At 68.3% G+C, this 21,096-nt stretch carries 22 protein-coding genes; 11 read left to right on the forward strand and 11 right to left on the reverse strand.

Features of this window, described 5'->3' with window-relative positions; translation table 11 throughout:
* Positions 1 to 216: 216 nt before the first annotated feature.
* The 3 genes from motB to msrB all read right to left on the reverse strand — a co-directional run bounded on the left by motB (position 217) and on the right by msrB (position 2,657).
* Entirely contained in the window at positions 217 to 1,161 is a 945-nt protein-coding gene (gene motB, locus AC1DGC_RS11300; protein WP_259207209.1) for a flagellar motor protein MotB, read from the reverse strand.
* 9 nt (positions 1,162 to 1,170) lie between these two features.
* Positions 1,171 to 2,025: a flagellar motor stator protein MotA gene (motA, locus tag AC1DGC_RS11305; protein ID WP_259207208.1), complete on the reverse strand. Its 855-nt coding sequence runs from the start codon at positions 2,023 to 2,025 to the stop codon at positions 1,171 to 1,173.
* Between the two features lie 164 nt (positions 2,026 to 2,189).
* A complete protein-coding gene (gene msrB / locus AC1DGC_RS11310) occupies positions 2,190 to 2,657 on the reverse strand; it encodes a peptide-methionine (R)-S-oxide reductase MsrB (RefSeq protein ID WP_259207206.1) in 468 nt (155 codons plus the stop codon).
* A gap of 138 nt (positions 2,658 to 2,795) precedes the next feature.
* Here msrB and AC1DGC_RS11315 point away from each other — a divergent pair, with 138 nt between their 5' ends.
* Together AC1DGC_RS11315 and AC1DGC_RS11320 are read left to right on the forward strand one after the other, a co-directional pair.
* Positions 2,796 to 3,218, forward strand: coding sequence for a classical arabinogalactan protein 4 (locus AC1DGC_RS11315; RefSeq protein ID WP_478047890.1), 423 nt, complete (start codon positions 2,796 to 2,798; stop codon positions 3,216 to 3,218).
* 366 nt (positions 3,219 to 3,584) lie between these two features.
* Positions 3,585 to 3,857 (forward strand): hypothetical protein, encoded by a 273-nt coding sequence (locus AC1DGC_RS11320; protein ID WP_478047891.1) that lies wholly within the window; start codon positions 3,585 to 3,587, stop codon positions 3,855 to 3,857.
* Positions 3,858 to 3,917: 60 nt separating this feature from the next.
* Here AC1DGC_RS11320 and AC1DGC_RS11325 read toward each other — a convergent pair whose 3' ends face one another.
* Positions 3,918 to 4,397, reverse strand: a complete 480-nt coding sequence (locus AC1DGC_RS11325) for an Lrp/AsnC ligand binding domain-containing protein (protein WP_259207200.1) — start codon at positions 4,395 to 4,397, stop codon at positions 3,918 to 3,920.
* 149 nt (positions 4,398 to 4,546) lie between these two features.
* On the opposite strand from AC1DGC_RS11325, the gene AC1DGC_RS11330 reads away from it, so the two are divergent.
* Positions 4,547 to 5,857, forward strand: coding sequence for a D-amino acid dehydrogenase (locus tag AC1DGC_RS11330; protein ID WP_478047892.1), 1,311 nt, complete (start codon positions 4,547 to 4,549; stop codon positions 5,855 to 5,857).
* The gene (gene alr / locus AC1DGC_RS11335) at positions 5,836 to 6,912 is read left to right on the forward strand and encodes an alanine racemase (RefSeq protein ID WP_259207197.1); all 1,077 of its coding nucleotides are present in this window, start codon (positions 5,836 to 5,838) and stop codon (positions 6,910 to 6,912) included. Before AC1DGC_RS11330 ends, alr begins: the two co-directional genes overlap by 22 nt.
* A gap of 96 nt (positions 6,913 to 7,008) precedes the next feature.
* Here the strand turns inward: alr and AC1DGC_RS11340 are convergent, their stop codons facing one another.
* Positions 7,009 to 7,578: a DUF3016 domain-containing protein gene (locus AC1DGC_RS11340; RefSeq protein WP_259207194.1), complete on the reverse strand. Its 570-nt coding sequence runs from the start codon at positions 7,576 to 7,578 to the stop codon at positions 7,009 to 7,011.
* A gap of 164 nt (positions 7,579 to 7,742) precedes the next feature.
* Between AC1DGC_RS11340 and AC1DGC_RS11345 the strand changes: the two genes are divergently transcribed.
* Both AC1DGC_RS11345 and AC1DGC_RS11350 read left to right on the forward strand, forming a co-directional pair.
* Positions 7,743 to 9,794 carry a hybrid sensor histidine kinase/response regulator gene (locus AC1DGC_RS11345; protein ID WP_394164264.1) on the forward strand — a complete coding sequence of 684 codons (2,052 nt, stop codon included), beginning with the start codon at positions 7,743 to 7,745 and terminating at the stop codon, positions 9,792 to 9,794.
* 78 nt (positions 9,795 to 9,872) lie between these two features.
* Positions 9,873 to 10,163 (forward strand): DUF3247 family protein, encoded by a 291-nt coding sequence (locus tag AC1DGC_RS11350; protein WP_259207191.1) that lies wholly within the window; start codon positions 9,873 to 9,875, stop codon positions 10,161 to 10,163.
* Between the two features lie 50 nt (positions 10,164 to 10,213).
* On the opposite strand, the gene AC1DGC_RS11355 is transcribed toward AC1DGC_RS11350, so the two are convergent.
* Positions 10,214 to 10,477, reverse strand: a complete 264-nt coding sequence (locus AC1DGC_RS11355) for a hypothetical protein (protein ID WP_259207190.1) — start codon at positions 10,475 to 10,477, stop codon at positions 10,214 to 10,216.
* Positions 10,478 to 10,628: 151 nt separating this feature from the next.
* Here AC1DGC_RS11355 and AC1DGC_RS11360 point away from each other — a divergent pair, with 151 nt between their 5' ends.
* Genes AC1DGC_RS11360 through AC1DGC_RS11370 form a run of 3 tightly spaced genes read left to right on the forward strand, consistent with a single transcriptional unit; the run spans position 10,629 to position 13,125 of the window.
* Positions 10,629 to 11,750 carry a class I SAM-dependent methyltransferase gene (locus tag AC1DGC_RS11360; protein ID WP_478047893.1) on the forward strand — a complete coding sequence of 374 codons (1,122 nt, stop codon included), beginning with the start codon at positions 10,629 to 10,631 and terminating at the stop codon, positions 11,748 to 11,750.
* Positions 11,747 to 12,451, forward strand: a complete 705-nt coding sequence (locus AC1DGC_RS11365; RefSeq protein WP_259207186.1) for a pseudouridine synthase — start codon at positions 11,747 to 11,749, stop codon at positions 12,449 to 12,451. Before AC1DGC_RS11360 ends, AC1DGC_RS11365 begins: the two co-directional genes overlap by 4 nt.
* Positions 12,448 to 13,125 (forward strand): HAD family hydrolase, encoded by a 678-nt coding sequence (locus AC1DGC_RS11370; protein WP_394164261.1) that lies wholly within the window; start codon positions 12,448 to 12,450, stop codon positions 13,123 to 13,125. Before AC1DGC_RS11365 ends, AC1DGC_RS11370 begins: the two co-directional genes overlap by 4 nt.
* 393 nt (positions 13,126 to 13,518) lie before the next feature.
* Here the strand turns inward: AC1DGC_RS11370 and AC1DGC_RS11375 are convergent, their stop codons facing one another.
* The 3 genes from AC1DGC_RS11375 to fabA form a co-directional block, all read right to left on the reverse strand.
* Positions 13,519 to 14,052 carry a hypothetical protein gene (locus AC1DGC_RS11375; protein WP_478047894.1) on the reverse strand — a complete coding sequence of 178 codons (534 nt, stop codon included), beginning with the start codon at positions 14,050 to 14,052 and terminating at the stop codon, positions 13,519 to 13,521.
* A gap of 239 nt (positions 14,053 to 14,291) precedes the next feature.
* Positions 14,292 to 15,500 carry a beta-ketoacyl-ACP synthase I gene (gene fabB, locus AC1DGC_RS11380; RefSeq protein WP_478047895.1) on the reverse strand — a complete coding sequence of 403 codons (1,209 nt, stop codon included), beginning with the start codon at positions 15,498 to 15,500 and terminating at the stop codon, positions 14,292 to 14,294.
* Positions 15,500 to 16,015, reverse strand: a complete 516-nt coding sequence (gene fabA / locus AC1DGC_RS11385) for a 3-hydroxyacyl-[acyl-carrier-protein] dehydratase FabA (protein WP_038690696.1) — start codon at positions 16,013 to 16,015, stop codon at positions 15,500 to 15,502. The genes fabB and fabA overlap by 1 nt, the downstream gene beginning before the upstream one ends.
* Before the next feature lie 243 nt (positions 16,016 to 16,258).
* On the opposite strand from fabA, the gene dinB reads away from it, so the two are divergent.
* A complete protein-coding gene (gene dinB, locus AC1DGC_RS11390) occupies positions 16,259 to 17,341 on the forward strand; it encodes a DNA polymerase IV (protein ID WP_394164932.1) in 1,083 nt (360 codons plus the stop codon).
* 607 nt (positions 17,342 to 17,948) lie between these two features.
* Here dinB and AC1DGC_RS11395 read toward each other — a convergent pair.
* Positions 17,949 to 18,863, reverse strand: a complete 915-nt coding sequence (locus AC1DGC_RS11395; protein WP_478047896.1) for an MBL fold metallo-hydrolase — start codon at positions 18,861 to 18,863, stop codon at positions 17,949 to 17,951.
* 534 nt (positions 18,864 to 19,397) lie between these two features.
* Positions 19,398 to 20,036, reverse strand: a complete 639-nt coding sequence (locus AC1DGC_RS11400) for an NAD(P)-dependent oxidoreductase (RefSeq protein ID WP_259207171.1) — start codon at positions 20,034 to 20,036, stop codon at positions 19,398 to 19,400.
* Positions 20,037 to 20,133: 97 nt separating this feature from the next.
* Here AC1DGC_RS11400 and AC1DGC_RS11405 point away from each other — a divergent pair, with 97 nt between their 5' ends.
* Entirely contained in the window at positions 20,134 to 21,036 is a 903-nt protein-coding gene (locus AC1DGC_RS11405) for a LysR family transcriptional regulator (protein WP_449336251.1), read from the forward strand.
* Positions 21,037 to 21,096 lie beyond the last annotated feature (60 nt).

Genomic DNA, 21,096 nt, shown 5'->3' on the forward strand with positions numbered 1-21,096 from the left:
CTGGGTCGCGTCCCGCCCGCCCGCCGGTGTTCCGCCCACGCCCGGGAAACGCATGACCTGCAACGACATGGCGCCCGGATGCGGCCGCTGCGCTGACGATCCAGGTGCAGTCGGCCTGGGCGCGACCCTGCCAAGGCGGCGCGCGCGTCGCCCCGTCGGGCGCGCGTCCGAGCGTCCGCGCAACCGCATGGCCGACCACCGACCACCCCGTACCGCTCAGGGCGTGGTCGGCGGTGCCTGGGCGGCCTGGATGTCGGCGTCGGCGGCGGTGGGCGACAGCGCCAGCTCCTGGCCGGCACCGGCCAGCGCGGCGGCTTCGGCGGCCTTGGTCATCACCACGATGCTGATCCGGCGGTTGATCGGGTTGTCCGGCTGGGCCTTGTCGAACAGCACCGAGGAAGACAGGCCGACCACGCGGGTCACCTTGTCCTCGGTCATGCCGCCGTCGAGCAGTGCACGGCGGGCGGCGTTGGCGCGGTCGGCGCTGAGCTCCCAGTTGCTGTAGCCGTGCACGGCGTTGTACGCGGTGGTGTCGGTGTGGCCGGTGATGCTGATCCGGTTCGGCACGTGATTGATGAACTGCGACAGCTCGCGCAGGATGTCGCGCGTATACGGCTTGAGCGCGGCACTGCCCATGTCGAACATCGGCCGGTTCTGCTTGTCCACGATCTGGATGCGCAGGCCTTCCGGGGTGAGGTCCAGCAGCAGCTGGTCCTTGAACGGTTCCAGGGCCTGGCTCTTGCTGATCGCCTCCTGAAGTTCCTTCATCAGCGCTTCCAGCTGCTGCTTGTCGCGCGCCTGCTGGTCCACCGGCTGCGGCACCGCTTCCTGCTTGTTCTGGAAGGGGTCGTTGCTGTTGCCACGGGAGATGTCGGTCGCCCCGCCCAGCTTGATCATCGACGTACTGGCGCCGCCCGGGCCAGCCATGCCGGGGGCCGGGGTCGAACTCTGCCCGGCCAGCGGGCTGGGGTTGCGGAAGTACTCGGAAATGGCCGCGCGCTCGGGCTTGGTGGTGGCCGCCATCAGCCACAGCACCAGGAAGAAGGCCATCATCGCGGTCACGAAGTCGGCGTAGGCGACCTTCCACGCGCCGCCATGGTGGGCGGCATGGCCGGCCTTGCGGACCCGGCGGACGATGACGGTGGGTTTGTTCTCGGCCATGGCGGTGCCTTACTTGACCGTCTTGAGGTGCTGTTCGAACTCGCTGAAGCCCGGGCGCACGTTGGATGGCAGGGTCTTGCGCGCGAATTCGAGGGCGATCTTCGGGTTGTAGCCGCGCAGGCAGGCCAACAGCGCCGTCTTCACCGACTCGTAGATGCGGCTGTCCTGCTCGGCACGTGCTTCCACCGCGGCCGCCAGCGGGCTGACGAAACCGTAGGCCAGCAGGATGCCGAGGAAGGTGCCGACCAGCGCGCCGGCCACGTGGGCGCCGACTTCGGTGATCTCACCGCCGATCGAGCCCATGGTGATCACGATGCCCAGCACCGCGGCCACGATGCCGAAGCCGGGCAGTCCATCGGACACCTTGTTGAGCACCGCCGAGGGCTGCATCGCTTCGGCGTGGTGCTTTTCCAGCTCCAGCTCCAGCAACGGCTCCAGCTCGTGCGGCTCGATGTTGCTGCCGATCATCAGGCGCAGGCAGTCGGTGATGAAGTCGACCAGGTGGTGGTCGGCCTGCACCTTGGGGTAGTTGGCGAAGATGCTGCTTTCGGCCGGGCGCTCGACGTGGTCTTCCAGCGCCATGAAGCCCTCGCGGCGGGCCTTGTTGAGCAGTTCGTAGAGCAGGCTCAGGACGTCGATGTAATCCTGCTGCTTGTAGGCCGGGCCCTTGAACACGCCCACGGTGGCCTGCAGGGTCTGCTTGACGGTCTTGATCGGAGTGCCGACCAGGAACGCGCCCAGTGCCGCCCCCCCGATGATGACCAGTTCGTACGGCTGCCACAGGGCGGCCAGCTTGCCGTGCGCGCCGATATAGCCGCCCAGCACGCTGATGATGACGACGAGGAATCCAACGAAGATGAGCATGGGCCGACGCGGAGGGAGTAGGGGATACCTCTCCTTGTCGGCCCGGATTCAGGTTTTCTGAAGGGGGCCGTTCGCTCAACGTCACACTTTTGCCCCCCGGGCCGCGCGGGCCGACGGCCCGCACTTGCCCGCCTGGGGGGCCTGGCCGGTTCACACCGCCGGGCTCAGCCGGCCGGTTGGGCCTCGGCGCCGCCGCGCTGCAGCGGGTCCGGATAGGCCTGGCCATTGGCGGTGAACGCCAGCGAGACCGAATTCAGGCAATGCCGCTCGTGGGTCGGCGGCGGGCCATCGGGAAACACATGGCCGAGATGGCTGTCACACCGCGCGCAAACGATTTCGGTACGGATCATGCCGTGGCTGATGTCGCGGATCTCGCGCACGTGGGCCGGGTCGAACGGGGCAAAGAAGCTCGGCCAGCCGGTGCCGGAGTCGAACTTGGTGCTGGAACGGAACAGCGGCAGCCCGCACAGGCGGCAGCCGTAGACGCCGTCCTGCTTGTTGTCCAGGAAGACGCCGCAGAACGGGGCTTCGGTGCCGTGCTGGAGCAGCACGCGGCGCTCATCGGCGCTCAGGCCGGCTTCCAGGGCCTGGCGCTGGGCGTCGCTGGGGGGGGAGAGATCGAAGGCGGTCATGGCGGTTCCTCGCGGGGGTGGGTTCAAGATTGGGTCGGCGGCGGGTGCTTCAACCCGGGCGGTGTGGATCGGCGTTGTTCATGGTGCTGATACCCGCGTGGGTGCAAGGTGGAGCCCTGATTCCCGCTGGAGCACGCCATGTCCCGCCACCCCTGCCTCGCCGTCGCGCTGCTGGTGCTGTTGCCGGCGGCGGCCATGGCGCAGATCGGCCCGCCGCCGAGCCCGACCAAAACCCGCCCGGTGGTGGTCTCCCAGCCTGCCCCGACGCCGCTGCCCACGCCGGTGCGTCCGGCCCCGGCCGACAGCCTGTCCGGGCAGATGGCGCCGGTGAAGTCCGACAGCCAGGTCCAGCAGCAGCTGCGCACCCACCCGATCCAGGCCCAGGGCGACGGGCCGGCGCAACCGATCCAGGGCCCGACCCTGCAGCCCAAGGTGTACGACCGCCACGGCCGCATCATTCCCGGCGCCAGGCAGGTCGGCCCCAACCGCGTGCTGGATACGCGCACCGGCAAGTATTACGACGCCATCCCCAGCGGCAACGGCCAGCAGATCAAGCCGTAAATTCTGGTGGGGTCGATCCCGGGTCGACGGCACGGGGTGCTGCATGGATGGACGGCAGGGCGACCTTGAACGCAGGTGCCGTGCGCAGCACGCGCGTCACCTCGTTCGGCCTCATCCGTTCGTCGGCGCGTAACACGGTCGGCAGTTGGCCAGGCTTGCGACATCAGGCCTGTCTCGCGCCATCACCTGTGCCTCGTACGATCACCTCTGTCCCGCAGCGTGACTCTGTCCCGCGACGCGCGGTCGACTGCGCGTGGACATGCGGCGAGCGCTGCCCGCATGTGCATGTGCATGTGCATGAGTACAAGCACAGCGCCGCCTCCATGAACGCCCCACAACCAGGCCACGCAGTCATCTCCATCAACGATGCCGCTCACTGTTTTTTCGCCTGCGATTAACCGTTTTTCCCGGACCCTGTACGTGCGCCGGAACGCGGCGTATTCCAAGGTTTTTCCGAAGAGTGCAATCATGACCAACCAGCAGAACCAGAAGGGCGGCAAAATGCCGCAGCAGGAACAGCAGGGCAGTCAGCAGCACCAGAAGGCCGGCCAGCAGAACCAGCAGCAGTGGGACCAGCAGAACCAGAAAGGCAAACAGCCCGACCAGCAGCGTCACCCCGACTCCAAGCAACAGCGCTGACGCGCGCGAGGCATGATCGAAGGCGGTGCGCGCAAGCGCGCCGCCTTTTGCATTCCCGGCTCAGTCCGGGATCGGCAGGGTCAGCGTTTCCTTGACCTCTTCCATCACGATGTAGCTCTTGGATTCGCGCACATGCGGCAGGGTCAGCAGGGTGCTGCCGAGCAGCTTGCGGTAGGAGGCCATCTCGCTGATGCGCGCCTTGAGCAGGTAATCGAAATCGCCCGAGACCAGGTGGCATTCCAGCACGTTGGGCAGCTTCAACGCGGCGCGCCGGAACTCCTCGAAGATGTCGCCGGACTTGTAGGCCAGGCTGATCTCCACGAAGACCAGCAGGCTGGCCTTGAGGTAGTGAGGATCGAGCTTGGCGTAGTAGCCGGTGATCGCCCCGTCGCGCTCCAGCCGGCGCACGCGCTCGGTGCAGGGCGTGGTCGACAGCCCCACCCGCTCGCCCAGTTCCGTGAAGGAAATGCGGCCCTCGGCCTGCAGGATGCGCAGGATCTTGCGGTCGATCTTGTCCAGTTCGCGGGGGCGTACGGCCATGGGCGTCATCCAGGCATGGGGGTTGGCGAGACAATACCCTGCAAGCAATCCTAAAAACAGGAGAAATGCTTGGTTTGGCCGGAATATACTTGCCCAATTATGGTCCCGGCACGCGCCAGTGCAGGGAATGATCGGGTTGGAGAAGCAGCATGCGCGTTCTAGTCCTTGGCAGCGGCGTCATCGGCACCACCAGTGCCTGGTACCTGCGGCAGGCCGGGTTTGAAGTCACGGTCGTGGACCGCCAGCCCGGTCCGGCGCTGGAAACCAGTTTCGCCAACGCCGGCCAGCTGTCGTTCGGCTACACCTCGCCGTGGGCCGCCCCGGGCGTGCCGCTGAAGGCGGTCAAATGGCTGTTCTCCGAGCACGCGCCGCTGGCGATCCGACCCGGCCTGGATTGGCGCCAGTACGCGTGGCTGGCGGAGATGCTGCGCAACTGCACCCACGAGCGCTACGCGATCAACAAGGCGCGCATGGTGCGGATGTCCGAGTACAGCCGCGACTGCCTGAACGAACTGCGCCGTGAGACCGGCATCGAATTCGAAGGGCGCGACCTGGGCACCACCCAGCTGTTCCGCACCCAGCAGCAGTTGGATGCCTCCGCACAGGACATCGAGGTGCTGGCGCAGTACGGGGTGCCCTACAAGGTGCTCGACCGCGAGGGCATCATCGCCCACGAACCGGCCTTGGCCGGCGTGGCCGACACGCTCGTCGGCGCGCTGTGGCTGCCGCGCGACCAGACCGGCGACTGCCAGCTGTTCACCCTTCGCCTGGCGCAGATGTGCGTGGACGCCGGGGTCGAGTTCCGCTTCGACCAGGACATCGCCGGCCTGCAGACCGACGGCGACCGCATTACCGGCGTGCGCATCGACGGCACGCTGGAAACCGCCGACCGCTACGTGGTCGCACTCGGCAGCTATTCGCCGTCGCTGGTGGACCCGCTCGGCCTGCGCCTGCCGGTGTACCCGCTCAAGGGGTATTCGCTGACCCTGCCGATCACCAACGCGGCGATGGCCCCGACCTCGACCATCCTGGACGAGAGCTACAAGGTGGCCGTGACCCGCTTCGACGACCGCATCCGCGTCGGTGGCATGGCCGAAGTGGGCGGGTTCGACCTGTCACTGTCGCCGCGCCGCCGCGCCACCCTGGAAAAGGTGGTCGGCGACCTGTACCCGCATGGCGGCGACCTGTCGCGCGCCGAGTTCTGGACCGGGCTGCGCCCGGCCACCCCGGATGGCACGCCGGTGATCGGCGCCACCCCGTACCGCAACCTGTTCCTCAACACCGGCCACGGCACGCTGGGCTGGACCATGGCCTGCGGTTCGGGCCGTTACCTGGCCGACCTGATGAGCGCGCGCCAGCCGCAGATCAGCACCGAAGGTCTGGATATCTTCCGTTACGGCCATGCCGCCGCATCCGTTGTTCATAGTGAGCCCAAAGCATGCGCCCAGCCCGCGCGTTGATCGACCTGGACGCGTTGCGCGCCAATTTCCGCCTCGCCCGTGAACTCGGTGGCGGTCGCAAGACCCTGGCCGCGATCAAGGCCGATGCCTACGGCCATGGCGCCATCGACTGCGCGCGCGCGCTGCAGGGCGAGGCCGATGCGTTCGGCGTGGCCTGCATCGAAGAAGCGCTGGAACTGCGCCAGGCCGGCATCACCACGCCCATCGTGCTGCTGGAAGGGTTCTTCGACGCCGACGAATTGCCCCTGATCGTGCAGCACGATCTGTGGTTCGCAGTGGGCACGCCGTGGCAGGTGGAGGCGGTGGCGGCGTTCCAGACCACCGCGACGCTGCGGATCTGGCTGAAACTGGACAGCGGCATGCACCGGCTGGGGCTGTCGCCGGCGGACTTCCGCGCCGCGCATGCGCGCCTGTCCGCGCTGCCGCAGGTGGGGCCGATGGTGCTGATGAGCCACATGGCACGCGCCGACGAACTGGACAGCCCGCGCACGCGCGAGCAGGCCGAGCTGTTCGCCGCCACGATCGCGGGCCTGGCCGGCGAGACCAGCCTGTGCAACTCGCCGGCCCTGCTGGGCTGGCCGGACGTGCGCAGTGACTGGGTGCGTCCGGGCCTGATGCTGTATGGCGCCAACCCGCTGCCCGGGCACCCGGAACTGAGTGCGCGGCTGCGCCCGGTGATGACGATGCAGTCGACGATCTTCGCGGTGCGTGAGATCGGGGTCGGCGAACCGGTCGGCTATGGGGCGCGCTTCGTCGCCGAACGTCCCACCCGGGTCGGGGTGGTGGCGCTGGGCTATGCCGATGGGTATCCGCAGTTCGCCCCGAACGGCACGCCGGTGGTGATCGACGGGCAGCCGGGCCGCCTGATCGGGCGGGTCTCGATGGACATGCTGACCGTGGACCTTACCGACCTGCCGCAGGCCGGGCTGGGCAGCCGCGTCACCCTGTGGGGCGACGCGCCGCGGCTGGACGTGCTGGCGCCGCTATGCGGGGTGAGTGCCTACCAGCTGCCCTGCGCGGTGAAGCGGGTCCCGCACGCGCTGCTGGGCGCCTGAGGGCGCCTGCGCGGCCCTGACGCGCCTGGCAGCCCCGGGCGGAGACAGCGCCCGATCCGCGCCGCCCGTCGGCGCCCACGCCAGCACCTGACGGCCTCAGTTGCTGGCCGTCGCCTGCGCACGCAGGTCGCGGCGGACCCAGTCGTCCAGCAGCCGCTTCTCATAGCGCAGCGGATCGGTATCGCTCTGCATCCCGATGTTGTGCAGGTAGCCGTTGTCGACCAGCTTGCGCTCGCCTTCGCCCAGCACCCGGCCCTGGGCGTCCTTGAGCGTGTAGGTCAGCGTGATCCGCGGCGGGTACACATCGCGCAGGATCCGGATGTCGTTGCCGCGCGGTCCGTGCCAGGGCTCGTAATCGCCGGCGCGCTTGATATCGGTAAAGGTCACGGCCAGCTGCTGGCCCGGCTGCAGCTGCTTGCCGGCCGAGGTGCGCACGTACTGCGCCAGCTGCTGCACCCAGTTGCCGCGCTCGGCCTCGAAGCGGTTGTTGCTGGCGCGGATCTCGGTGAACTGGGCCGGATCGGTCCAATTGACCTGTACCGGACCCTCCCCGCTCAGGGCCCGGGGGGCATCGGCGGCGGTTACCGAGCGCGGTCCGGCCGCCGCGGTCGTACCGACCAGCAGCAGGCAGGCCAGGGCACCGGCCATCCAGGGAGTGCGGTTCATGGGGATTCCTCGGTCGCGATCACGGATGGGATCGAGGCCGAGTGTGATCCCGATGCTCCGGCGGGACAATCGCCGGCGGCGCCGCCGGTCGGCCCGGTTGGCGCGAATTCACCCAGGTCAATCCCACCCATGGCGCTTGACGCTACGAATACGCGCTCTGGAAGATGCTGTGTCTCTCCGTTTCGCCGATTGCCCCATTGACGCCCTTGTCCAGCCTGCCCGCTTCCACGCTTGAACGACCTCCCTTCATGGCGCCTGCATCCGATCCTGGCATGTACCGCAGCATGCTGGAGCAGATGAATGCCGGCTTCTGCGTGATCGAGGTGCTGTTCGAGCAGGAACAGGCGGTGGACTACCGCTTCCTGGAGGTCAACGACGCCTTCGAACGCAACACCGGCCTGGTGGGGGCACCGGGCCAGCAGGTGAGCGTCATGGTGCCGGGGCATGAGAGCGACTGGTTCCGCCTCTACGGGCAGGTCGCCCTGACCGGCCAACCGCAGCAGTTCGAGCTGGAGGCCCGCGCCTTGGGGCGCTGGTATTCGGTGGAGGCGGTGCGGGTGGGCGAGCCGGGCGACCACCGCGTCGCCGTTGTGTTCTTCGACATCTCCAGCCGCAAGCAGATCGAAGTGGAACTGGCCGAGAGCGAGGCGCGCTTCAGCGCGCTGGCCGATGGCCTGCCGATGCCGGTGTGGGTGCTCGACGAGCGCGGCCATGCCCGTTTCGTCAACAGCGCTTTCACCGAATTCTTCGGCGGCGATGAACGGGTGCCCGAAGACGTCTGGCGTGGCCTGGTGCATCCCGACGATGCCTCGGTGTTCGACTACGAACTGCAGGAAGCCCTGAAGGCGCAGCGCTCCATGCATGCGCTGGTGCGTGGCCGTCGTGCCGATGGCCAGTGGCGCTGGCTGGAAATGAACGCGCGCCCGCGTTTCTCGCGGATGGGCCGGTTCATCGGCCTGGCCGGCAGCAGCCCGGACGTGACCGAACGCCGCGAAATCGAAATGGCGCGCGAGGAACTGTTGCAGTCCGAGCGCGCCGCGCGCAGTGCCGCCGAAAACATGGCGCGGCTGAAGGACGAGTTCCTGGCCACGCTGTCGCACGAGCTGCGCACCCCGCTCACCACCATCCTGGGCTGGAGCGAGCTGCTGCTGCAGCGCGTGGACGACACCAGCCCGCTGTTCAAGGGCCTGGGCGTGATCGCCAACAGCGCGATGGCGCAGAAGCGGTTGATCTCGGACATGCTCGACCTGAGCAGCATGCTGCTGGGCAAGGTGCAGCTGGAAGTGGAAGTGCTGGACCTGCGCGTGCAGCTCACCGAAGCGATGCGCGCCCAGGAACTGGTCGCCGAAGGCAAGGCGCTGCAGATGCGCCTGGACCTGCCCGAGACGCCGGCCCTGGTGCTCGGCGATGCCACGCGCCTGCAGCAGGTGCTGTGGAACCTGCTCTCCAATGCCATCAAGTTCACCCCGGCCGAAGGCACCGTGGCCGTCACCCTTCGCGAGGATGGCGGCCACTGGTCGATCAGCGTGGCCGACACCGGCGACGGCATCGCCCCGGAATTCCTGCGCCATCTGTTCAGCCGGTTCCGCCAGGCCGACGGCACCACCACCCGCCGCCATGGCGGCCTCGGGCTGGGGCTGGCAATCGCCCAGCAACTGGTGGAGCTGCACGGCGGCGTGGTGTCGGCCAGCAGTGATGGCCATGGGCACGGCGCCACCTTCACCGTGCGCCTGCCGGGCTACCAGCCGCATGCCGATGGCCGGCCGCTGCGCGAAGTGTTCAGCGGCCCGATCAGCGAGCAGGTGATCGAGCCGTACCCGCTCAAGGGCCTGCGCCTGCTGGCGGTGGAAGACCAGCCCGAAGTGCTGGAGTACCTGCGCCGGTTGCTCGAGGAGCAAGGCGCCGAAGTCACCGCGGCCGCGTCGGCCGGCGAGGCGCTGGCGCTGCTGGACCAGGGCGGCCACGCGGGGATCGACGTACTGCTTACCGACATCGGCATGCCCGGCATGGATGGCTACGGCCTGGTGCGGACCCTGCGCGAGGATATCGGCGTGGAAGCGGCGGAACTGCCCGCCGTCGCGGTGACCGCACTGGCGCGCGCCGATGACCGCAAGCGCGCGCTGGCCTCCGGCTTCCAGGAGCACGTGGCCAAGCCCTATTCCGTGGCGCAGCTGGTGTCGGCGGTGCGCAGCGTGCTGGGCGGGCAGCGCCGCTGACCGTCTCCCGATCCGAATCGCGCGTGCCGCTCACCCCCGGGTGGGTGGCCACGCATGTTCATGCCAGAGGAGTCCCTCATGTCCCGTTACGCCCCGCACATCCACACCGATCCGGCTGAAATCGCCGCGCTGGAGGCCTTGCTGCCCCAGCTGCACGGGCAGACCCGGGTGGAACTGACCCTCGACGACGGCAGCCGCGTGCTGGGCACGGTAGCGGTGCAGCCGACCCTCCAGCAGTATCGCGATGCCGACGAGAACGAAGGCAGCAACGGCCAGTTGCGGCTGGACGACCTGGATGCGCCGGTGCAGCAGCATCTGGTCTGGTTGGACCGGATCACGGCGATCCGGCAGTTGCCGCCAGTGGAATAGCCGGTTCTCCGGCGGGGTACCGGCCGATGGCCGGTACCTGCCGGGGGCCCTCAGTGCTGGAACACTTCCGGCTCGGCTTCGAAACGGCGCGCGTAGGCGCGTTCATCGGCTACCCGCGCCACCTCGTCGTCGGCCATGTCCGGCGCACCGTATACCGCATAGGCCACGCTGCCATCGGACTGCTTGCCCACCTGGTGCAGGCGGTAGCGCGAGTGCCCGCCGCCGGTGTCCTGCGGGTAGTGCACCGGGGGCTGGGCGCCCTCGATGTCCATTTCGCTGTTGTCCACCACGCCACCGACAAACAATGCACGCATGAGCCATCTCCATCGCAAGTGAGCCTCCACCCTGACGGTTGGGATGTTGGCAGGGGATCAACGCCGCGTTGAATAAACGCAAATCGGGGCACGGCGGGGGCGATCCGGGCGAACCGGTAGAATGGCGGTCTCTTTCAAGATGTGCCCCCCGATGGCTGCCCAGCACGACGCTCCCCTGGAAACCCTGTTCCTGCCGTTCGCCAGTGGCGTGCTGTCCTGGCCCGCCGGCCCCGTGTTGTTCCTGCGCGCCCGCGATGGCTGGCCGCTGCGCGAGCACGCCCAGCCGGGCCAACTGGTCTGCGAGCAGAGCTTCCGCCCGTTTGCCGACGCCCTGGAAGCCAATGGCTGGACCGTGCGCGACGAGCAGCAGCTGGCCGATGACCCCACCCGTTACGCAGTGGTGCTGGTGCTGCCACCGCGCCAGCGTGAAGAGGCCAAGGCCCTGTTCGCCCGCGCCGTGGCGCTGGCCGCCCCGGGCGGGATCGTGGTGGCCTGCCAGCACAACAACGAGGGCGCGCGCTCCGGCGAAGGCGACCTGCAGCAGCTGACCGGGCTGGGCGGCAAGCTCACCAAGAACCATTGCCGGGCCTACTGGACCGCGCCGCTGAACGGCCAGCACGACGCCGCGCTGGCGCAGCGCTGGGCCACCCTGGACGCACCCCGCGCGATCCTCGGCGGGCGCTTCCAGAGCCGACCGGGCATCTTTGCCTGGGATCGCATCGACCCGGCTTCGGCGCTGCTGGTGGAGCAGCTGCCGGCCGATCTGGCCGGGCGCGGTGCCGATCTCGGTGCCGGCTTCGGGTACCTGTCGGCCGAAGTGCTGGCGCGCTGCCCGGGCGTGACCGCGCTGGACCTGTACGAGGCCGAAGGCCGCGCGCTGGCGTTGGCCCGGGAAAACCTGGCCAGGCTCGACAAGCCGGCCACCCTGGCCTACCACTGGCAGGATGTCACTGCCGGGATCGAGGCCGAGTACGACTTCATCGTCACCAATCCGCCGTTCCACACCCCGTCGCGCGCCGACCGCCCCGACATCGGCCAGCGCTTCATCGCCGTGGCCGCGCAGGCGCTGCGCCCGGGCGGGCGGATGTGGCTGGTGGCCAACCGCCACCTGCCGTATGAGCAGATCCTCAACGAAAGCTTCGGCCAGGTCCGCGTGGCCGCCGAGCGCGATGGCTTCAAGCTGATCGAAGCGACCAAGGCCAGCAAGAGCGCCACCCCGGCCCGTGCCCCGCGCAGCACCGAGCCGAAGTGGGGCCGCGGAGGCCGCGCATGAAGCTGGTCAAGTTGTTGGCCAACCTGGGCTATGGCAGCCGCAAGCAGGTGCAGGGCATGTTCCGCGAGGGCCTGGTCACCGATGCCGAAGGCGAGGTGCTGTACGCCGACGACGTGGTCGCGCACGAGGCGATCCGGGTCGAGGGCGAGCCGCTGGACCCGCCGCAGGGGCTCACCCTGATGCTGCACAAGCCGCGCGGCTACACCTGTTCGACCAAGGACAAGGGCCGGTTGATCTACGACCTGCTGCCGCCGCGGTACCGCGACCGCGCGCCGGTGCTGTCCTCGGTGGGCCGCCTGGACCGCGACACCAGCGGCCTGCTGCTGATGACCGACGACGGCGCGCTGCTGCATCGCATCGTGTCGCCCAAGTCGCGCCTGGACAAGGCCTACGAGGTGACCCTGGCCGAGGACCTGCGCGGCGATGAGGCCGCACGCTTCGCCAGCGGCACGCTGCTGCTGGAATCCGACGACAAGCCGCTGTTGCCGGCCGAGCTGGAGGTGCGGTCGCCGCGCGAGGCCGAGCTGGTGCTGCACGAAGGGCGTTACCACCAGGTGCGGCGCATGTTCGCGGCGGTCGGCAACCACGTCGAGGCGCTGCACCGCAGCCGCGTCGGCGGGCTGACCCTGGGCGGGCTGGGCGAAGGCCAGTGGCGCATGCTCGACGCGGCCGACCTGGACACACTGTTCAACGTGCCATGAGTGCGATCGCGGCGCTGCCGTTCCTGCCTGACGCGGTCATCTTCGACATGGATGGCCTGATGATCGACAGCGAGCGGGTGTCGATCGCGTGCTGGAGCCAGGCCGCGCAGGAACTGGGGCTGCCCATCGAGGATGGCTTCTGGCTGCGCCTGGTCGGGCTGGGTGATCGCGACTGCGAGCGCCTGTTGCTGCAGCACATCGAGGCCGGGCAGGTGGCGGCGTTGTTCGCGCGCTGCCATGACCTGTACGAAGCACGCACGCATGCCGGGCTGCCGTTGCGGCCGGGCATCCTGGAACTTCTGCAGTTGTTGCGCGAGCACGACATCCCGCGCGCGGTGGCCACCTCGACCCGGCAGCCGCGCGCCTCGCGCAAGCTGGCGGCGTCCGGGTTGCTGGCGTTCTTCGACGTGGTGGTGACCAGCAGCGACGTGGCCCACCCCAAGCCGGCGCCGGACATCTACCTGCTGGCCGCGCGGAAGCTGGGCAAGGAGCCGGCGCGCTGCCTGGCGCTGGAGGATTCGCCGGCGGGTATCCGCGCAGCGGTCGGCGCGGGCATGACCGCGATCCAGGTCCCCGACCTGGTGCACCCCGACGAGGACCTGCGCGCGCTCGGCCACCGCATCGTCGGTTCGCTGGTGGACGCGCACGCATTGCTGCTGCCGCACCTACGGTAGAGCCGAGCCACGCTCGGCTGCTCTTCGTGCCGGCAACATGACCGCCTGACCAACGCCGCCTGACCAACGGCGCCTGACCAACGGCGTCGGACCAAGGGCGTCGGACCCAGGGCGTCGGGCAGGTGCCATGCCGGCAACCGCGACGGCGCTTTGATGGGTGTTGCCTTCGGACGCGCACGCCGCGCTGCGCGCGGTTGCCGAGCATGGCTCGGCACTACCGGTCATGGGCGGTGCGGGATTGCCGGCGCGTCATCCGGTCATGGGCGGTGCGGGATTGCCGGCGCGTCATCCGGTCATGCGCGGTGCGGGATTGCCGGCGCGTCATCCGGTCATGCGCGGTGCGGGATTGCCGACGCGTCATCCGGTCATGCGCGGTGCGGGATTGCCGACGCGTCATCCGATCACGCGTGATGTGGCATTGCCGGCACGGCATCCGGCCATATGGCCTGATGCCACGTCGGTAGAGCCGAGCCATGCTCGGCTGCTCTCCGTTCCGACAACATGACCGCCGAACCCAAGGCGTCGGGCTGGTTCCATGCCGGCAACCCCGAGGGCGCTTTGATGGATGTTGCCTTCGGACGCGTATGCCGCGCTGCGCGCGGTTGCCGAGCATGGCTCGGCACTACCGGTCATGCGCGGAGTGAGATTGCGGCGCGTGATCCGGTCATGCGCGATGCGGGATTGCCGGCGCGTGATCCGGTCATGCGCGATGCGGGATTGCCGGCGCGTGATCCGGTCATGCGCGATGCGGGATTGCCGGCACGTGAACCGGTCATGCGTGATGCGGGATTGCCGGCGGGTGATCCTGTCATGCGTGATGCGTGATGCGAGATTGCCGGCGCGTGATCCGGTCATGCGTGGTGCGGGATTGCCGGCGGGTGATCCGGTCATGTGCGATGCGGGATTGCCGGCGCGTGATCCGGTCATGCGTGATGCGGGATTGCCGGCGCGTGATCCGGTCACGCGTGGTGCGGGATTGCCGGCGCGTCATCCGGTCACGCGTGATGTGGGATTGCCGGTACGGCATCCGGTCATGTGGCCTGATGCCACGTCGGTAGAGCCGAGCCATGCTCGGCTGCTCTTCGTTCCGGCACCATGAACGCCAGACCAAAGAAAAAAAGCCCGGCGCATTGGCCGGGCTTTCTCGTCACGGCATCAACCGCGCATCACACCCGGCCGAACACCAGCGCCGCGTTGGTGCCGCCGAAGCCGAAGCTGTTGGACATCACCGTGTTCAACTGCGCCTCCTGGCTGGCGCGCACGATCGGGAAACCTTCGACCAGCGGGTCGAGTTCGCCGATGTTCGCCGAGCCGGCGATGAAGCCGTCGCGCATCATCAGCAGGCAGTAGATCGCCTCGTGCACGCTTGCCGCGCCCAGCGAGTGGCCGGACAGGGCCTTGGTCGAGGACAACGGCGGGATCGATTCGCCGAACACTTCGCGCACCGCCTTCAGCTCGGTGACGTCGCCCAGCGGGGTCGAGGTGCCGTGCGTGTTGAGGTAGTCGATCGGGCCGGACAGGTTGGCCATGGCCATGTTCATGCAGCGCACCGCGCCTTCACCGGACGGGGCGACCATGTCGGCGCCGTCGGACGTGACGCCGTAGCCGACCAGTTCGGCGTAGATGCGCGCGCCACGGGCCACGGCGTGGTCGTAGTCTTCCAGCACCAGCATGCCGCCGCCGCCGGCGATGACGAAGCCGTCGCGGTCCTTGTCATACGGGCGCGAGGCCGAGGCCGGGGTCTCGTTGAAGCGGGTGGACAGCGCGCCCATGGCGTCGAACATCACGCTCATCGACCAGTGCAGGTCCTCACCACCGCCGGCGAACATCACGTCCTGGGCACCGTGGCGGATCAGGTCGGCGGCCGCGCCGATGCAGTGCGCGGAGGTCGCGCAGGCGGCGGACAGCGAGTAGCTCAGGCCCTTGATCTGGAACGCGGTGGCCAGGCACGCCGACACGGTCGAGCACATCGTGCGCGGCACCATGTACGGGCCGACCTTGCGCACGCCACGCGCGCGCAGGATGTCGGCCGATTCCACCTGCCACTGGCTGGAACCGCCGCCGGAACCGGCAATCAGGCCGGTGCGCGGGTTGGCGACCTGGCCCTCGTCCAGGCCGGCATCGGCGATCGCATCGCGCATGGCGATATAGGCGTACGCCGAGGCATCGCTCATGAAGCGCTTCACCTTGCGGTCGATCTGCGCGTCAAGGTCCAGTTCGATGTTGCCGCCGACGTGGCTGCGCAGGCCGGCTTCGGCGTGGTCGGGCAGGGTGCGGATGCCGGCACGGCCCTCACGCAGTGCGCTGGACACCGTGTCCAGATCGTTGCCCAGGCACGAGGTAATGCCCATTCCGGTAATGACGACGCGACGCATCAGAAGTTCTCGGTGGAGGTGAACAGACCTACGCGGAGGTCCTTGGCGGAATAGATTTCGCGGCCGTCCACCAGCATGCGGGCGTCGGCCTGGGCCATCACCAGCTTGCGGTTGATGACGCGGGTAATGTCGATTTCGTAGCTGACGAGCTTCGCTTCGGGCAACACCTGGCCGGTGAACTTCACTTCGCCACAGCCCAGGGCGCGGCCGCGGCCGGGGGCGCCGAGCCAGGTCAGGTAGAAGCCGGTGAGCTGCCACATGGCATCCAGGCCGAGGCAGCCGGGCATGACCGGGTCGCCGATGAAGTGGCAGCCGAAGAACCACAGGTCGGGGCGGATATCCAGTTCGGCGCGTACCAGTCCCTTGCCGTGGGGGCCGCCGTCGTCGCGGATGTCGGTGATGCGATCGAACATCAGCATCGGATCGTTGGGCAGGCGACCGCTGCCCGGGCCGAACAGTTCACCGCGGGCGCTGGCCAGCAGTTGTTCGCGCGAGAACGCGTGGAGACGAGTCATGGAAAGCGCAATCCTGAAGAAGTTGCCATCGGGTGAAGCCGGCCCTGGGGCGGCTGTGTTGCTGGGTTACAAGTGCGCAAGAGTGCAGAGGAAAAGTGATTCAATCAAACGTTTTAACCGTACGCTGGCGTAGTGTTTTCAGCTTGAAAAACGCATGTTGTTGTTATGAAAAGACCATACTCAGGCGTGTGGCTGTAATCTTGTTCATCTAGCAATCCGCTTCCAGGCCCGAGCCTTCCCGACGTGTCCGTTCTGCGCAAAATCATTCACGTGGACATGGACGCGTTCTACGCGTCGGTGGAGCAGCGCGACGATCCGTCGCTGCGCGGGCGTCCGGTGGTGGTGGCGTGGAAGGGCGCACGCTCGGTGGTGTGCGCGGCATCGTACGAGGCGCGGGTGTTCGGGATCCGGTCGGCGATGCCGGCGTTGCGCGCGGAGCGGCTGTGCCCGGACGCGGTGTTCGTGCCGCCGGACTTCGTGCGTTACAAGGCGGTGTCGCGGCAGGTGCGGGAGATTTTCCTGCGGCATACCGACCTGGTGGAGCCGCTGTCGCTGGACGAGGCGTACCTGGATGTGACGGTGCACAAGGGCGGGATGACGGTGGCGACGGAGATCGCGGAGATCATCCGGGCGCAGATCCGGGAGGAGACGCGGTTGACGGCGTCGGCGGGGATCGCACCGAACAAGTTCCTGGCCAAGATCGCCTCGGATTGGCGCAAGCCGGATGGTCAGTTCGTGGTGCCGCCGCATCGCGTGGAGCGCTTCCTGACGCCGCTGCCGGTCAATCGCGTGCCGGGCGTGGGCAAGGTGATGGAGGCCAAGCTGGCCGAGCTGGGGATCGCGACGGTGGGTGATCTGCGCGCGTTGCCGCTGGAGCAGCTGGAAGGGCGGTTCGGCAGTTTCGGTGCGCGGTTGTACCACCGCGCGCGGGGGATCGATGAGCGTGCGGTGGAGCCGGACCAGCCGGTGCAGTCGATTTCGTCGGAGGATACGTTCGCCGAGGATCTGCCGCTGGATGCACTGGACGCGGCAATCGTGGAGCTGGCGGGAAAGACGTGGCAGGCGACGCGGAAGACGGAGCGGGTGGGGCACACGGTGGTGCTGAAGTTGAAGACGTCGCAGTTCCGGATCATTACGCGGAGCTTTACGCCGGAGTCGCCGCCGGAGTCACTGGAAGAGTTGCGCGATATCGCGTTGGCGTTGCGGGCGCGGGTGGATCTGCCGGCGGAGACGCGCTATCGGTTGGTGGGGGTGGGGTTGGGGGGATTCCGGGAGCGTGAGGCGGTGAGCCAGCCGGGGTTGTTCGATCATCTTGATGACTGTTGAGCGTTGGGTGGCGTTTGAAGATCTACGTCAACGTCAACGTCAACTGCAACTGCAATAACGTCAAAAGCTGTGGTGTCCTTGTGCAGACGGTTTGGGCGGCGTGGGTGGGGCTGCGGGACACGCCGTGAATCCATCCCTGGAGGCTCGCGTGCGCCATCCATGGCGCACGACGGTCCCGCAGCCCCACCCACGCCACCCTTTGATACCGTGTCGGTGGGCTGGGGAAGTGCAACGGCTACTGCAACTGCAAGTGCAACTGCGACTGCGACTGCAACTGCGACTACAACTGCAACTGCAACTGCGACTGCAACTGCAACTGCAACTGCGACTGCGACTGCAACTGCAATTGTGACTGCGACTGCTAGGAGCAGCACCCTGTTTAGGGAGGCGGAATTTTTTTTCTAGTTGGGTTGCATTGGGATCGATCGCCGACCGTGCTTCATCATCTGGCGGTGGCATGAGCTGCGAACGATGGGGTGCCTCATCGCTGGCGGCAGTTTGCGCCGCAATCGGGTCGCATCCCGATTGATCGCCGATCGTGTTTCAACATGCGGTGATGGTTCGAGCTGCGAAAAGTGCGGCAGTTCTACATCGCTTCAATCCAACGTCACGGCCACTGCATTTCACCCTTGGCGACCTTCGCACTCACCTCCAACGAGCTGACGCCCTGGAGGGTGGGGTAGCGTTTCTTCATCGCGGCAATCAACGCATCGGCGTTGCGGCTGCGTGCGGTTTCTTCGTCGAAGGCGCGGATGTAGGCCGCTGTGAAATCGAGGGCGCTGCTGTCCAGTTTCGCGCCGCTGGCGTAGTGGCCAGGGATGACGCGGGTGGGCTTGAGGGCCTTGATGGTGGCGAGGGTGGCGAGCCACTTGGCATGCGACTGCGCGCTCTGGGTGTCGGCCATCCAGACGTGTTCGCCGGCGACGATGGGAATGCCGCCGAGGACGGTGCGCAGGGAGGGAATCCAGACGACGGTGCGGTCCGGGGTGGGGCCGTCGAGGCCGATGATGCGCAGCGGCTGGCCGTCGAGGGTGAGGGCGGTGCCGTCCAGCACCTGCGGGATGACGATGCGTGCGGGTTTGTCGGCGCCCATCTGCGGGCCCCAGTAAGCGAGTTTGCCGGCCTGGGTGGCGGTGATGTGGGCGACGGTCTGGGCGGTGGCGACGATGCGGGCGTCGGGGAACGCGTCCTGCAGGGTGGCCAGGCCGAAGTAGTAGTCCGGGTCGCCGTGGCTGATGTAGATGGTGGTGAGGTGCTTGCCGGAGTCGCGGATGCGCTGCACCAGCTGGGCGGCGTCGGAGGCGGCGAACTGGGCGTCGATCAATACGGCGTCGTGCTGGCCGGTGATCAGGGTGGAGGCCACCGAGAACAGCGCCGTGTCGCCGGGATGGTAGGGCTGCACGTGCAGCGCATGGGTCTGGGCGGCGGCAGCGGAGGCCTCGCTTACGGCGGGGGCGGTCACGCCAAGCGCGGTGGCGACGGACAGTGCGAGCGTCAGGGCGGTGCGCGGGAAGTTCGGCATCTCAAGGTTTCCTGTGCGGTACAGCCCCGGCATCACACCGGGACGGGGTAGAGCCGAGCCATGCTCGGCTGCTCTATCGGCGCCGACCACAGGCCGGCGCTTCGGTACGGCCCGGCATCACACCGGGACGGGGTAGAGCCGAGCCATGCTCGGCTGCTCTATCGGCGCCGACCACCGGCCGACGCTTCGGTACAGCCCCGGCATCACACCGGGACGGGGTAGAGCCGAGCCATGCTCGGCTGCTCTATCGGCGCCGACCACCGGCCGGCGCTTCGGTACGGCCCCGGCATCACACCGGGGCCGGGTAGAGCCGAGCCACGCTCGGCTGCTCTGTCGGTGCCGACCACCGGCCGGCGTTTCGGCACGGCCCCGGCATCACGCCGGGACCGGGTAGAGCCGAGCCATGCTCGGCTGCTCTATCGGCGCCGACCACCGGCCGGCGCTTCGGCACGGCCCCGGCATCACGCCGGGACCGGGTAGAGCCGAGCCATGCTCGGCTGCTCTGTCGGTGCCGACCACCGGCCGGCGCCTGCTTCAATACGCAACCGTCGCGATCTGGCGCACGTACTGCGGCGTCTCGATCTCACTGACGAACGCATCGGCGTAGTCGGCGTAGCTGATCCGGCTGTGGCCGTCGGCGGCCGCCAGGAAGGTCTTTGCCTGGGTGCGGAAGCCGCCGCGCTGCGGACCCGGGCCGATCTCGGCAGCGGGGGAATAGAAGGTCCAGTCGAGGTCATCGACGGCCTGCAGCTGCCTGAGCGTGTCGCGGGCGGCCAGGGCGACCGGCTTGTAGGCGTCCGGGAAGCCCTCGGTATCCACCAGCTGCACGCCGGGGGCCACTTCCAGGCTGCCGGCACCGCCGACCATGATGAAGCGCGGCACGCCGGCCTGGCGCGCAGCCTTGACCAGCGCCGCGCTGACGCTGGTGACGGTGCCGGGCGCATCGCCCGGACGCGGGCCGAAGGCGCTGGCCAGCACATCGTGGCCGGCGATCACCGCCGCCAGGGCATCGGTATCGTCCAGCGCGGCGACGGCCAGCTGGGCGCCGTCCAGTTCGGCCGGCAGGTCGTTCTCACGGCGCACGATGGCGGTGACCTGATGACCGCGGGCGAGGGCCTGGCGGGCGATTTCACGACCGATGTTGCCGGTGGCACCAACGAGGGCAATCTTCATGGGGGCGGATCCGTTGAGGAAGGAAGGCCAGCGTATGCGCCATGAATCGTACGAAAAACCGCGTATAACGGTCTAATTTGTTGCACGGATCGATCAGATGGACCGGATAACCGCGATGCATGTGTTCGTGGAGGTGGTCGAGCGCGGCAGTCTCACCGCCGCGGCCGAGGCGCTGGAGATGTCGCGGGCGATGGTCACCCGCTACCTGGCCGAGGTGGAGCGCTGGCTGGGCGCGCGGTTGCTGCACCGGACCACGCGCCGGATCAGCCTGACCGCGCCGGGCGAGGCGGCGCTGCTGCGGTTCCGGCAGATGCTGGCGATCGGCGATGAGCTGCACGGCGAGCTGGCCACCGACAATCCCGAGCCGCACGGGTTGATCCGGGTCACGGCGAGCGTGTCGTTCGGGCAGATCCACCTGGCCGCGGCGGTCGCCGATTTCGTCAAGCGCCATCCGCTGACCCGGGTGGAACTGCTGCTGGTGGATCGGGTGGTCAACCTGGTCGAAGAGCGCGTGGATATCGCCGTGCGCATCTCGCGCGCGATCGACCCGGCGCTGATTGCGCGCTGGCTGGCGCCGTGCCGCTCGGTGCTGTGCGCGGCGCCGTCGTACCTGTCCGAGCGGGGCACGCCGACCACCGCCGACGAACTGGCCGGGCACAACTGCCTGACGCACCATTACGTCGGCAAAAGCGTGTGGCACCTGCAGCGCGACGGCCGTGCGATCGCGGTGGCGGTAGGCGGCAACATCAGCGCCAACGAAGCTTCGCTGCTGCTCGAAGCGGTGCGTGCCGGTGCGGGCATCGCGATGCTGCCGACCTACCAGATTGCCCCGCTGCTGCGCAGTGGCGAGCTTGTTGAAGTGCTGCCCGAGTACGACGTGGAAGGACTGGGCATCCATGCGGTGTACGCATCGCGCCGGCAGCTGCCGACGATCATGCGCAGCTTCCTGGATTTCCTGGTGGAGCGTTTCGCGAGCCCGGATTTCCTGGCGCGGATCTGAGGACGACGTGCGTCGCCTCGCACGCGCGGTGCAGTCAAGTGCGGGTGAGCGGGCGCGCCC

It is taken from the genome of Stenotrophomonas sp. 05N37, from assembly GCF_056397365.1.

What these genes read in the sequence shown, in the direction of transcription:
- fabB (WP_478047895.1), bottom strand. Translation starts at nt 15,500, where the DNA reads ATGCGTCGCGTCGTCATTACCGGAATGGGCATTACCTCGTGCCTGGGC.
- AC1DGC_RS11355 (WP_259207190.1), bottom strand. Translation starts at nt 10,477, where the DNA reads ATGCGTGCATTGTTTGTCGGTGGCGTGGTGGACAACAGCGAAATGGAC.
- AC1DGC_RS11405 (WP_449336251.1), top strand. Translation starts at nt 20,134, where the DNA reads ATGGACCGGATAACCGCGATGCATGTGTTCGTGGAGGTGGTCGAGCGC.
- AC1DGC_RS11375 (WP_478047894.1), bottom strand. Translation starts at nt 14,052, where the DNA reads ATGACCGGATCACGCGCCGGCAATCCCGCATCGCACATGACCGGATCA.
- motB (WP_259207209.1), bottom strand. Translation starts at nt 1,161, where the DNA reads ATGGCCGAGAACAAACCCACCGTCATCGTCCGCCGGGTCCGCAAGGCC.
- msrB (WP_259207206.1), bottom strand. Translation starts at nt 2,657, where the DNA reads ATGACCGCCTTCGATCTCTCCCCCCCCAGCGACGCCCAGCGCCAGGCC.
- fabA (WP_038690696.1), bottom strand. Translation starts at nt 16,015, where the DNA reads ATGACTCGTCTCCACGCGTTCTCGCGCGAACAACTGCTGGCCAGCGCC.
- AC1DGC_RS11315 (WP_478047890.1), top strand. Translation starts at nt 2,796, where the DNA reads ATGTCCCGCCACCCCTGCCTCGCCGTCGCGCTGCTGGTGCTGTTGCCG.
- motA (WP_259207208.1), bottom strand. Translation starts at nt 2,025, where the DNA reads ATGCTCATCTTCGTTGGATTCCTCGTCGTCATCATCAGCGTGCTGGGC.
- AC1DGC_RS11360 (WP_478047893.1), top strand. Translation starts at nt 10,629, where the DNA reads ATGGCTGCCCAGCACGACGCTCCCCTGGAAACCCTGTTCCTGCCGTTC.
- AC1DGC_RS11365 (WP_259207186.1), top strand. Translation starts at nt 11,747, where the DNA reads ATGAAGCTGGTCAAGTTGTTGGCCAACCTGGGCTATGGCAGCCGCAAG.
- AC1DGC_RS11320 (WP_478047891.1), top strand. Translation starts at nt 3,585, where the DNA reads ATGCCGCTCACTGTTTTTTCGCCTGCGATTAACCGTTTTTCCCGGACC.
- alr (WP_259207197.1), top strand. Translation starts at nt 5,836, where the DNA reads ATGCGCCCAGCCCGCGCGTTGATCGACCTGGACGCGTTGCGCGCCAAT.
- AC1DGC_RS11340 (WP_259207194.1), bottom strand. Translation starts at nt 7,578, where the DNA reads ATGAACCGCACTCCCTGGATGGCCGGTGCCCTGGCCTGCCTGCTGCTG.
- AC1DGC_RS11370 (WP_394164261.1), top strand. Translation starts at nt 12,448, where the DNA reads ATGAGTGCGATCGCGGCGCTGCCGTTCCTGCCTGACGCGGTCATCTTC.
- AC1DGC_RS11400 (WP_259207171.1), bottom strand. Translation starts at nt 20,036, where the DNA reads ATGAAGATTGCCCTCGTTGGTGCCACCGGCAACATCGGTCGTGAAATC.
- AC1DGC_RS11345 (WP_394164264.1), top strand. Translation starts at nt 7,743, where the DNA reads ATGCTGTGTCTCTCCGTTTCGCCGATTGCCCCATTGACGCCCTTGTCC.
- AC1DGC_RS11350 (WP_259207191.1), top strand. Translation starts at nt 9,873, where the DNA reads ATGTCCCGTTACGCCCCGCACATCCACACCGATCCGGCTGAAATCGCC.
- AC1DGC_RS11325 (WP_259207200.1), bottom strand. Translation starts at nt 4,397, where the DNA reads ATGGCCGTACGCCCCCGCGAACTGGACAAGATCGACCGCAAGATCCTG.
- AC1DGC_RS11330 (WP_478047892.1), top strand. Translation starts at nt 4,547, where the DNA reads ATGCGCGTTCTAGTCCTTGGCAGCGGCGTCATCGGCACCACCAGTGCC.
- AC1DGC_RS11395 (WP_478047896.1), bottom strand. Translation starts at nt 18,863, where the DNA reads ATGCCGAACTTCCCGCGCACCGCCCTGACGCTCGCACTGTCCGTCGCC.